The 11056-nt window shown below is 73.5% G+C and carries 8 protein-coding genes; 3 read left to right on the top strand and 5 right to left on the bottom strand.

From position 1 onward, the window contains the following. Window positions 1-276 precede the first annotated feature (276 nt). Window positions 277-1314, top strand: coding sequence for an ADP-glyceromanno-heptose 6-epimerase (rfaD, locus tag M0638_RS13320; protein ID WP_248667482.1), 1038 nt, complete (start codon window positions 277-279; stop codon window positions 1312-1314). A 246-nt stretch (window positions 1315-1560) separates the two neighbouring features. Next, entirely contained in the window at window positions 1561-2409 is an 849-nt protein-coding gene (gene fghA / locus M0638_RS13315) for an S-formylglutathione hydrolase (RefSeq protein WP_248667481.1), read from the top strand. A 223-nt stretch (window positions 2410-2632) separates the two neighbouring features. On the opposite strand, the gene M0638_RS13310 is transcribed toward fghA, so the two are convergent. From M0638_RS13310 to M0638_RS13295, 4 genes are all read right to left on the bottom strand, one after another. After that, window positions 2633-3319 carry a MarC family protein gene (locus M0638_RS13310; protein WP_248667480.1) on the bottom strand — a complete coding sequence of 229 codons (687 nt, stop codon included), beginning with the start codon at window positions 3317-3319 and terminating at the stop codon, window positions 2633-2635. A gap of 181 nt (window positions 3320-3500) precedes the next feature. Beyond that, window positions 3501-4628: an alpha/beta hydrolase family protein gene (locus M0638_RS13305; RefSeq protein WP_248667479.1), complete on the bottom strand. Its 1128-nt coding sequence runs from the start codon at window positions 4626-4628 to the stop codon at window positions 3501-3503. A gap of 125 nt (window positions 4629-4753) precedes the next feature. Beyond that, window positions 4754-7633 (bottom strand): EAL domain-containing protein, encoded by a 2880-nt coding sequence (locus tag M0638_RS13300; RefSeq protein ID WP_248667478.1) that lies wholly within the window; start codon window positions 7631-7633, stop codon window positions 4754-4756. A gap of 123 nt (window positions 7634-7756) precedes the next feature. Continuing rightward, on the bottom strand, window positions 7757-8524 hold the full coding sequence (locus M0638_RS13295; RefSeq protein ID WP_248667477.1) for an N-acyl amino acid synthase FeeM domain-containing protein: 768 nt from the start codon (window positions 8522-8524) through the stop codon (window positions 7757-7759). 430 nt (window positions 8525-8954) lie between these two features. On the opposite strand from M0638_RS13295, the gene M0638_RS13290 reads away from it, so the two are divergent. Continuing rightward, a complete protein-coding gene (locus M0638_RS13290) occupies window positions 8955-9179 on the top strand; it encodes a hypothetical protein (protein WP_248667476.1) in 225 nt (74 codons plus the stop codon). Between the two features lie 141 nt (window positions 9180-9320). Here the strand turns inward: M0638_RS13290 and M0638_RS13285 are convergent, their stop codons facing one another. Beyond that, on the bottom strand, window positions 9321-10349 hold the full coding sequence (locus tag M0638_RS13285) for an amino acid ABC transporter substrate-binding protein (RefSeq protein ID WP_248667475.1): 1029 nt from the start codon (window positions 10347-10349) through the stop codon (window positions 9321-9323). Window positions 10350-11056 lie beyond the last annotated feature (707 nt).

Here is an 11056-nt window from a genome sequence, read left to right as displayed (position 1 = left end):
CCCCGGGGCCCCGGGCCCGAGGAACCATCGGGGGCGCCGTCCCACGCCCCGCCAGGGGGCGAAGCCTCCCTGGCGCCCCCCGATGCGATGCAACGGCCCCGCCAGCGGCGAGGCCGCGAACCCCACAGGGCCCGCCCGCGTGGCAGGGCCGTCCGATCCACCCCGCCCCACCGGCCAACCCACTGGCCACCCCCACCCCGGCGGCCTCCCCGTCGCCAGCACGGCAACCACCCTCCGCCGCCCCCTGTGCCCGCCAACCACACGAAGGCCCCGCGCGTGCCAGACGGCCCCGCCCCCGACACCGACAGCCCACCCGCCATCCCCGCCCCGGACGGCCTCGTCCTCGTCACCGGCGCCGCCGGCTTCATCGGCTCCAACCTCGCCCGCGCCTTCGCCGCCGAGGGCCATCGCGTCGTCGCCTGCGACCGGCTGCGCCAGGGCCCCAAGTGGCGCAACCTCGCCGACGTCGCGCTGCACGACCTGATCACGCCCGAGGCCCTGCCCGACTGGCTCGGCCGCCACGCCGGCGCCGTCTCCCTCGTCCTGCACATGGGCGCCGTCTCCGCCACCACGGAGACCGACGTGGACCGCATCGTGCGCGAGAACGTCCGCACCACCCTGGACCTCTGGGAATGGTGCGCGCGGCAGCGGGTGCGCTTCCTCTACGCCTCCTCCGCCGCCACCTACGGCGACGGCGCGCTGGGCTTCGACGACGACCCCGCGCCCGCGGCGCTCGCCGCGCTGCGCCCGCTCAACGCCTATGGCTGGTCGAAGCACCTGGTCGACCGCCGCCTCCTGGCCGACGCCCGCGATGGCCGCGCCACCCCGCCCGGCTGGGCCGGCCTCAAATTCTTCAACGTCTACGGCCCCGGCGAGGACCACAAGGGCGAGATGCGCTCGGTGGTGAACAAGATCATGCCCGTGGTGCGCGACGGCGGCACGGTGCAGCTCTTCCGCTCCCACCGCCCCGACTACGCCGACGGCGCGCAGCGTCGCGACTTCATCCACGTGGACGACATCGTCGCCGTGATCCGCTGGCTCGCCGCCAAGCCCGAGGTCTCCGGCCTGTTCAACCTCGGCACCGGCGAGGCGCGGAGCTGGAACGACCTCGCCCGCGCCGTCTTCGCCGCGATGGGCCGGGCGCCGCGCATCGCCTACATCGACATGCCGCCCCACATACGCGGCCAGTACCAGTACTTCACCGAGGCGCGCATGGACCGGCTGCGCCGCGCCGGCTGGAACCGGCCCTTCACCTCGCTGGAGGAGGGCGTGCGCCGCTACGTCGAGGCCGCCATGCCGGACGCCGCCGCCTGATCCGGCCGGCGCCGCGCCCTTCCGCCCCGACGGTGCGGCCGGCGCCGATCGCGCGCCCGGCGCGGGACGCAAGCCGGGCCACGGCGATACGCGGCCCCGTGCCGCGGCGCCTTCGCCGGTTCCGTCCCGCCGCCATCGGCGCCAATCTCCGGTGCCGGCCCGGACGCAGCCCGGTGGCCGAACGCGACGGAGACATGCCGATGGATGCCCCGATGCTTCCCCGATCCCTGCCCCGGTAGCCGCCCGATGGACGCCCTCGAGCCGGTTTCCGCCGCGCGCTGCTTCGGCGGCACGCAACACGTCTTCCGCCACCAGTCCCGGGCGACCGGCACGCCGATGCGCTTCGCCGCCTTCGTGCCGCCGCAGGCCGCTGCCGGCCCCGTGCCGGTGCTGTGGTTCCTGGCCGGGCTGACCTGCACGGAGGAGAATTTCACCGTCAAGGCCGGCGCCCAGCGCGTCGCGGCCGAGCTGGGGCTGATGCTGGTCGCCCCCGACACCTCGCCGCGCGGCGAGGGCGTGCCCGACGACCCGGACGGCGCCTACGATTTCGGCCTCGGCGCCGGCTTCTACCTCGACGCCACCGAGGCGCCCTGGTCGACGCACTACCGGATGGAAAGCTACGTCGTGGAGGAGCTGTCCGAGCTGGTGGCCGCCGCGCTGCCGGCCCACCCGGCGCGGCAGGGCATCATGGGCCACTCCATGGGCGGGCACGGCGCGCTGACCCTGGCGCTGCGCCATCCGGACCGCTACCGCTCGGTCTCCGCCTTCGCGCCGATCGCCTCGCCGATGCGCTGCCCCTGGGGCGAGAAGGCGCTCTCCGGCTATCTCGGCCCGGACCGCGCCGCCTGGCGCGGCCACGATGCCTGCGCGCTGATCGAGGACGGGGCCAGGCTGCCGGCGCTGCTGGTGGACCAGGGCACCGCCGACGGCTTCCTGGAGACGCAGCTCAGGCCCGAATTGCTGGAGGCCGCCTGCGCCGCCGCCGGCATCCCGCTGACGCTTCGCCGGCAGGCGGGCTACGACCACTCCTACTTCTTCATCGCCAGCTTCGTCGAGGACCACCTGCGCTGGCACGCGGCGACTCTGGCCACGTAGCGGCGCGCCGCGTCGGCCGGGTAAGGGCGCGCCCGCCGACGGCCCGCGCGACGCGGCCGGGGGGGCGCGCCGGTACGCCCCGGCCTGTCGCCGGACCTCGTGCCGACGGCGCCATCCGTCGGCCCGCCCCGGGCCCCGCCACGGATCCCGCGCCAGGGGATCGCCGAGGGGCGGAACCCCTCCCGAGCGGCCCTTTCCGCAGGGCCGGCCGCCGCCCGTCCGGTCAGCCCGCCCGCGCGGCGCGCAGGATCGGCACCAGCAGGTCCTGCACGCCGGCGCTCAGGATCTGCACGCCGATGCAGAGCAGCAGCAGCGCCGAGAGCCGCGAGACGACCCGCGTGCCGGCCGTGCCGAGCAGGTCGGTCAGCCGGTCCGCCGCGCCGTAGGCGATCCAGACGATCGCCGCGTTGGCCGCCGCCGCCGCGGCCACGCCGGCCGCGAACCACCAGAGGCCGGGCCCCGTCGGCCGCGCCGAGCCCAGCGCGATCGCCACCGAGATGGTGCCGGGCCCGGTGGTGAAGGGCATGGTGAGCGGGAAGAAGGCCGCGTCGTCCAGGTTGCTGGCGGGGGCGGCCTGGCGCTCCTTCTTCGCCTCCAGCGCCTCGGGCGCGTTCAGCATGTTCCAGGCGCGCACCGCCACCACCAGCCCGCCCGCGACGCGCAGTGCCCCGATCGTGATGCCGAAGAAATGCAGCACGTAGGCGCCGATCGAGAGCGAGGCCAGCAGCACCACCAGCGAGTAGAGGCCGACCCGGCGGGCGATGCGCACGCGCTCCGCATGGGTGCGGTCGGCCAGCACCTGGCTGAAGATCAGCGCGCCGCCCAGCGGGTTGACGATGGAGAACAGCGCGGGGAAGGCCAGCAGGAAGGCGCCGGCCATCCCGCCGAAGGGAAGCTCGTCGAACGGCATGGCCGATCATCCCGACGGCGGGTGGGTGCCGCAAGGTGGCTGCCCGCCGGCCAGATCCGCAGGCCGCGCGACGCTGTGGAGGGCAGCCGGCCCGGCCGGTGCCCCCCGTCCCGCGAACGCCGCCCGGGCAGGCGAAGGCAACCGTCCGGGGCCGGAGCTGCCCGCCCCGGCGCCGGAAGCCTCAGCGCCAGAGGCCGCGCGCCGCCAGCCAGTCCTGCACCAGCGCCGCCACCTGGTCGCCGTTGCGGTCCATCATCACCATGTGGCTGTTGCCGTGGATGCCGCGCTCGGGCAGGTCCACCACGTCCACATGCCCGCCGGCCGCGCGGATCTTCTCCGCGAAGGCGACGCCGTTGCGGCGGATGGTCGGCCAGCGCGCATCCTGCGCGATGAAGTCGCCGTAGACGACGAGTTGCGGGATGCCCTTCAGCGCCTCGATCTTCGCCGGGTCGCCGGTGGTCGCGGGCTCCACCAGCACCAGCGCCCTGACGAGGTGCGGCCGCTCCTGCGCCGCGCGCCAGCCGAACAGCCCGGCCTGGCTGTGCACCACCACCACGCAGGGGCCCACCCGGTCGAGCAGGGCGAGATAGGCGTCGAGCGTCCAGTCGTCGGTGGTGGTGAAGCGCGGCACGCACTGGCGGACGAAATTCAGGTAGCTGTCGCGGTCGGTCGGGAATTGCACGCCGGGATTGGTGCTGCCGCGCCGGAAGGAGCCGGCGCCGTCGCCGATGCGGAACCGCTCCCAGGGGTTGTCCACCGGCAGGAAGACCGGCTCGCCCGGGAAGATGTCGGGGAACATCGACCAGCCGGCGCGGCCGCGCTCCACCGCGTCGGAGACGTAGACCGGCCAGCCCTGGCGCAGGAAGAAGTGCTGCCAGCCCTCGCGCCCGTCCGGCGTCGTCTCCCAGGTCACGCCGGTCAGGCCGCCGCCGTGCCAGAGCAGCAGCGGCACGCTGCCGCGCGGCGCCTCCGGGATCATGTACTGCGCGTACATCCCGCCGGCGAGGTAGGTGCCGTTGGGGTCGAGCCGCGCCGGCACGCCGCCCGGGCTGAAGCGCACTTCCTTCACCGGCTTGCCGCTGACCTCCACCTGACGGCCGCCGACGTGGAAGCTGCCCCAGCGCGCCAGCGACACGGGCGGCTTCGCGGCGGGGGTCGCGCCCGGCGCGGCGGCGCCACCGGCCGGTCCGGGGGACGGCCCGGCGGGTGGCGTGGCGGTGGCGGCGGGCTGGGCCTGCGCGGCGATGGCGCGGGCGGTGCCGGCCAGGGCTGCGGCCAGGGTCAGCAGCGGACGACGCAGTACCGACATCTCTCTCCCTCTTCGTTCTTTCCGGGCCGCCCCGCGGGCGGCGATCGGGCCTGGAGCCGTACCATGACGGCGCCCGGGAAGGGGAGGGCGCCGGTCCGGCCGCCTGCGGCTCGGGAGCGGGCGGCTCAGGAAAGGTACTCGGCGTGCCTCGCGGGGGGTGTCTGGAGCGGACGGCCGAGGAGGTAGCCCTGGGCGAACTGGATGCCGTTCTTGCGCAGCCAGTCGAGCTGTTCCGGCTCCTCCACCCCTTCGGCGACGACGTAGATGTTCAGGTCGAGGGCCAGCCGGGCGACCATGCGGTAGATCGCGGCGACCTTGCGCGAGGGCAGCTTGCGCGTGAAGCTCGCGTCGATCTTGATGCCGTCCACGTCGATGTCGTGCAGGTAGCTGAGCGAGGAGTAGCCGCTGCCGAAGTCGTCCAGGATCAGGTTCACGCCGAGGGCGCGGATGCCGCGCAGCTGCTCCAGCGTCCGTTCCGTGCCGTCGAGCAGCAGCGTCTCCGTGACCTCGATGGCCAGGCGCCGCGGCGGCAGCCCGCTCTCCTCCAGCGTCTCGGCGAGGATCTGCAGGAACTGGCCCGAGCGGAGCTGGCGCGGCGAGAGGTTGACGTTCACCTGGATGGCCGGCTCCCAGGTGACGGCGTCGCGGCAGGCGATGCGCAGCACGAGCTCGCCGAGACGCTCCATGAGGTCCGTCCGCTCGGCCGCCGGGATGAACTCGCCCGGCATGACGAGGCCGCGCGTCGGATGCGCCCAGCGGACCAGCGCCTCGCTGGAGACCACCAGGCCGCTTCCGATGTCGACCACCGGCTGGTAGGCGACGACGATCTCGCCGTCGGCGATGCCCCGGCGCAGGTCCGCCTCCTGGCTGATCCTGGTGCGGTACTCCTGCTCCATCCAGTCGGCGTACAGGCAGGCATTCCCCTTGCCCTGCTCCTTGGCCTTGTAGAGGGCGAGGTCGGCCAGCATCATCAGGCGCTGCTGGTCGTCCGCATGGGCCGGCGCCATCGCCACGCCGATGCTGGCCCCCGGCAGGAGGCTGATGCCGCCGACGACGAAGCGCTCGCCGATGACGTCGGCGAGCCGGCGGACGATCGCGAGTCCCTGCGCCTCGTCCACGTCGCAGAGCAGGACGGCGAACTCGTCGCCGCCGAGACGGGCGGCGACATCGTCCGGCCGGACCACCTGGCCGATCCGCCGTGCCACGCATTGCAGCAGGCTGTCGCCGACCTGGTGCCCGTAGGTGTCGTTGACGCCCTTGAAGCTGTCGAGGTCGACGAGGGCGAGGGCGAAGGACCGCCCCGCCTCGCAGTGCCGGGTGAGGGCGTTGAGGAAGCTCTGCCGGTTCACCAGGCCGGTGAGGCCGTCATGGCTCGCCATGAAGGCGATCTTCTCGCTCGCCTTGCGACTGGCGGTGACGTCGCGGCCGATGCCGCGGAAGCCGATGGGCGCGCCGCGGCCGTTGTAGACGGGGTGGCCCGTCAGGGCGAGCCAGCGCCTCCGGCCGTCCCGCTCGTGGCTGACGATGAGGTCGCGGAAGGCCTGCTGGTCGCGCAGGCAGACGGCGAGGTCGAGGTCCTGCGGCTGGCAGTCCTGGCTGCGACGCTCCGTGGCGACGATGTCCTGCAGGCGCATGCGGCCGAGCGCCGCCGGCGCCATGCCCAGGGCGGCGGCGATATGGGCGCCGGGGTCGCGGAGCCGGCCCTGCCGGTCCGTCTCCCAGAGCCAGTCGGACGATCCCTCCTCGTACTCGCGCAGGAACACGTTCACCGTGTCGATCTCGCGCTGCAGCGCGGCGCGCGCCTCGGAACGGCCGGCGAAGGTGGCGTTGGTGTAGGCGATGGCGACCGCCGCGTAGCAGGCGAAGGAGGCGAAGGCGCTCGCCGTCAGCGTGTCGGCCGTCGGCATCACGACGCTGACGGCGATCACGGACAGCACGGCGACCGGGATGAAGAAGCCGTAGGCGATGGCGGTCGGGACGCTGATGATCGGCGTCGAGACGAGGCCGGTCGCCAGCCCGAGCAGCAGCGCGGCCTGCCGCGGCGGACCGTGCAGGGCGTAGAGCATCGTGATGCTGCCCCAGCCGAGGCCCAGCAGCGTGTAGAGGACCCTGGAGCGCCGGAGGAAGCGCAGGTCGTCCTGGTCGCGCCGCCAGCGCAGGGCCGTGACGGTGATGGCGGCGTAGATCACGAGCAGCGCGCCGGCGTTGAGCAGCATCGAGGGATGCCGCATGCCGCCGAAGGCGATCGAGGTCAGCGGCGCGTTGACCGCGCCGGTGGCGCTGAACAGCAGGCAGAGGAAGTAGAGCAGGTTCGCCTGGTCGTGCATGACCGCCGCTTCCTGCTCGGAACGCGGCCGGTCGACGCGCAGGGCGCGTGCCAGGGCCTTCGCCCAGCCGCGCCTGCGCCCCAGCCCGAGGCCCAGCCTGAGCCCCAGCCTGCGCTCCAGCCTGAGCCCCAGTCTGCGCTCCAGCCTGCGCACCAGCGCCACGGCCCGCCGCCAGGGGCGCGCCAGCCAGGCCCCCCGCCTGATTCCCAGGCTGGACACCAGCCTGGCCGGCCGCGGCAGCAGCATGCCGGTGCGGGCCCTGTAGGCGGCATAGGCCCCGGCCAGGGCGGAGCGCCCGAGGCGGCGCTCCTCCGCGCGCGCGATGGTGCAGTACCAGGCGACGATCGGCAGGCTGCCGAGCCACTGCCACGGCCCGGCGGCAACCGCGAGGCCGATCCAGAAGAGGCAGTACGAGACGTAGAACGGGTGCCGGACGAAGGCGTAGGGCCCGGCCTCGTACAGCATGGCCGGTGCCCAGTCGGAGTCGGAGTCGGCGTCGGCATAGGCGATGGCCGGCGGCCGGCGGCGCGTGGTGGCGACCGCCCACCAGAAGACCGCGCACCCCCCGAGCGAGAGGGCGACGGAGACCATCCCCGCCGCGGCCGTGGTGCCGCCGTGCCGCAGCAGCCAGACGAACAGCATGAAGCCCGCCAGGCTGGCCACCGACAAGGCCCGCATGGCGCGCGGCATCGCGCCCTCGACGCGGAAGTGACCATGGATCCCCCAGGCGAACGAGGCGAATGCCACGGAGGCCGCGGCAATGGCGGGAATGGTCCACATGGGGGGCCTTGGGGCGCGTCCTCAGCGGCTGAGATGGAGCGTGACCGGGTCACCGACGAAGAATCCGTCGAGATCGAACGTCGTGCCGGCGAAAGGGTCCATCATCGGAACCGACGCGCGTATCCCGTCGTAGCGTTCCCGGTCGCTGAACATGAGTTGCATCTTGCAACTCAGTCCCGGGTAGGGCCGCGGTTCCGAGGCGGCCTGGTAGCCGAGGCGGCGGTAGAAGGGAGCATGGTTGGTCCGCACGCAGGCCAGGTAGATCTGCGTATGGTGGCAGAGAGAGATGTAGCCGGCCATCCGGTACAGAAGGAAGACCAGCCCCTGGTTGTTCTCGGCCTCCGGGCTGCGCACCAGCCGGGTGACCTCGATCGCGCGGCCGGCGAAGGCGTCGTCCGGATGGGCGTCGAGCAGGGCGCCCACCTCGACGGGGAAGGTGTCCAGGGCCGGGGAGGTCTGGCTGGTGCCCCTCGTCAGCAGGCAGACACGCACCGAGGCCACGGCATTGGCTCCGTCGTAGATCACGACTGTCCTGGCATTCGGCATCTCATCGTACCGGTCCGAGAAAAGCCCGGAGTCATTCGGTTGTATATAGCCCTGGCTCGAATAGCTGCGATAGCGGACCCGGTAGGCATCTCGCCTGACCTCGTCCGAGACGGCGAGGCGTGCCGTGTAGACGGCGCTGCGCGCCGACTTCGAGGGAATGACGCGTTGGGGTGGAGGAGGGGCGGAAATTTGCAACTTTTGGTTGATAACCGCCTGTGGGGCGATCTTGCCGATCAGCGACATGATTCTCTCCTGGGGTGACAGAGGAACGAGTTCGTTCCCCGCCCGACGCTAACGGGGTCGGCACGCCGCAGCACCAGTTCGCTGATTGGTCATGCTTATGGACGGGGCCGCGTCGGCCCCGTGCCCCGATACGGTTCGCGGGCATGGCGCCCCATGGGCCTGGCCCCGTGAGGGTGGCCCACGGGGCACGGGGTGGCCCTGTGCGCGTGGTCCGGAGGAGGCGGCCCCGCGGCGACGATGTCGGGGCCCGCCACGGCCGTGCGGTGAGCGACGGGGCCGGGGTCGAAAACCGTTTGCCGACCGCGCTTTTGCCCGCAGACTTGCCGGCGGCCGGCATCGGGGGACATCGGCCGCGCCGCACGCCTTGCCACGGCGGCGCCGTCGCCGCGGCGTCTCCGGGGGCGGCCCAGGGCGGAGTCTGATTTGCGCTATGCTTCAGCCGGTTAGCACCATCGCGGAGTTCCGCCTGCTCGACGAGGCGGAAGTCCTGAGCGGCTACATGGACGGCATCCGTGGCCTGCCCTGCGTCGTCTCCCAGCACACGCGCTCGTACTGGCACGGCTGGCGGAACGGCGCGGTGGATGCCGGCCTCGTCGAGCCCGACGAGGCGCAATGGGCCCTCGAGGCGGAATTCCTGACCCTGCGCGAGGATTGACGGCCGGCCCCGGCGGGGGGACGGCACGACGGCCGCGCCGGGAGGGTCATCGGGCCGGGGCCGAAGCCGGGTCCGGGCGCGGGCCGGAACCGGAGGGCGGGGGCCGGCGGATCGGCGGAGGCGCGGTCCGCCCGGGCCCGGCTACCGCAGCGGCGGCGCGTACATCAGCCCGCCCTGGCTCCACAGCCGGTTCAGCCCGCGCGGCAGGCCGGTCGGCGCGACGTGCCGCTGCCACATCTCGCCGTAATTGCCGACGGCGCGCAGGATGTTCGCGGCCCAGCGCGCATCGAGGCCCATGCTGGCGCCGATGCCGCCCTCCAGCCCGAGCAGGCGGCGCACGTCCGGCACGGCGCTCGGCCTGTCGGCATCGGCCGCGCCGATCTCGAGCTGCTCCGCCACGACCGGCACCAGCAGGGTCCAGCGCACGATGTCGAGCCAGCCGTCGTCGCCCTTCCTGATGAAGGCGCCGAGCGGCTCCATGGTGATGATCTCCGGCAGCACCAGGAACTCGTCCGGGTCGGGCTGGCGCATGCGGAAGCCGGAAAGCCCGGTCATGTCGCGCGTGAACGCGTCGCAGCGGTTGCTGAGGAAGGCGGACTGGATCTGGTTCGGGTCGTCGATCACCACGGGGCGGAAGGTGCCGCCGTGGCGGCGGAACCAGTCCTGCAGGATGACCTCGGTGGAGGAGCCGGGCGGCACGCAGATCGAGGCGCCGTCCAGCTCGGCGATGCGGTTCACGCCGAGGCTGCGGCGCACCAGGAAGCCCTGGCCGCTGAAGTAGTTGGCGCCGGCGAAGACGAGGCCGAGCGCCGTCTCGCGCGTGGTGAGCCAGGTGGTGCTGCCGAGCAGCACGTCGATCTCGCCGCTCTGCAGCGCCGGGAAGCGGGTCAGCCCGGTGACGGCGCGGATCGTCGCCTTCGCCGGGTCGCCGAGCGTGGCGGCGGCGAGGGCGCGGCAGGAATCCACGTCGAGGCCCTGCCAGCGACCCTGGCTGTCGGGCAGCGAGAAGGGCGGGTTGTCCGCCTGCATGCCGCAGACGACGCTGCCGCGCGCCTGGATGCGCGCCAGGGTGGTCGAGGGATCGGCGGCGCTGGCCGGCGGAGAGGCCAGGAGGGACAGGAGCAGGACGAGCGCGGTCGTGAGGCGGGTGCGGGCGGATGGGCGGTTCATCGGTCCGTGTCGGCTCCCGGCAGAAGTCCCGTGGCCGGCATCGTGTGCCGGCGCGGCGCCCAGGATGACGGGACGGAGGCGGGAAGGCTACGGGGCACGCGCGGGCGGCGGAAGCCGTGCCGCCGCCCGCGCGCAAATCGGACCGGGCGCGCTGCGTCGCCGGCCGCGACGCCGCGCGGCGCGATGCTGCGCCGCACATCGGCGCGGCACGGTCCGGCGAGCTACCGACAGAGAATGGCGCATGGCGAACGGAGTCGCGGCGATGCCGCTCGTTCGCGTGCGTGCGGACACGGCCGGCGATGCCGCTGCGTCCGGCGATGTCGCGACGGCCTCGGCGCCGATGGCCGAGCGTTCCGCGCGGGAGTGCGCCGACGCGAACGAGGCGGGGCGTCGTCGGTGCGGGACGATGTCGGGTGCGGCTTTCGACGCGACGGTGAACCGACGGGATCTTTCCGGCATTGACATCTTCGGGCCGCTGCTTGATGCAATCCGGCCCACGCCGGCACGCGCGCCCGGCGCCGGTCGCACTTCACGATGTGGCAGGCGTGGACGCGGATCGCGTGCCAGGCCGCGTCGGCGGAAGCGACCGCGCGCCGCCGTGCCGAGGAACCGGCGTGCATGATGGAGACATCGGTGGAAGCCGGAAGCGATCCAGGATGATCCATCAACTTGGTGCCGACGGACGGCGTCGCGTGGGACGAAGCCCG

It is taken from the genome of Roseomonas acroporae, from assembly GCF_023223525.1.
GTDB classification, from domain to species: domain Bacteria; phylum Pseudomonadota; class Alphaproteobacteria; order Acetobacterales; family Acetobacteraceae; genus Roseomonas_E; species Roseomonas_E acroporae.
This window is presented reverse-complemented; position numbering and strand designations above follow the sequence as displayed.

Bases quoted from the DNA above. Each gene is read 5' to 3' on its own strand.
- fghA (WP_248667481.1), top strand. From the start codon at position 1,561: ATGGACGCCCTCGAGCCGGTTTCCGCCGCGCGCTGCTTCGGCGGCACG.
- M0638_RS13310 (WP_248667480.1), bottom strand. From the start codon at position 3,319: ATGCCGTTCGACGAGCTTCCCTTCGGCGGGATGGCCGGCGCCTTCCTG.
- M0638_RS13305 (WP_248667479.1), bottom strand. From the start codon at position 4,628: ATGTCGGTACTGCGTCGTCCGCTGCTGACCCTGGCCGCAGCCCTGGCC.
- M0638_RS13300 (WP_248667478.1), bottom strand. From the start codon at position 7,633: ATGCGGGCCTTGTCGGTGGCCAGCCTGGCGGGCTTCATGCTGTTCGTC.
- M0638_RS13295 (WP_248667477.1), bottom strand. From the start codon at position 8,524: ATGTCGCTGATCGGCAAGATCGCCCCACAGGCGGTTATCAACCAAAAG.
- M0638_RS13290 (WP_248667476.1), top strand. From the start codon at position 8,955: ATGCTTCAGCCGGTTAGCACCATCGCGGAGTTCCGCCTGCTCGACGAG.
- M0638_RS13285 (WP_248667475.1), bottom strand. From the start codon at position 10,349: ATGAACCGCCCATCCGCCCGCACCCGCCTCACGACCGCGCTCGTCCTG.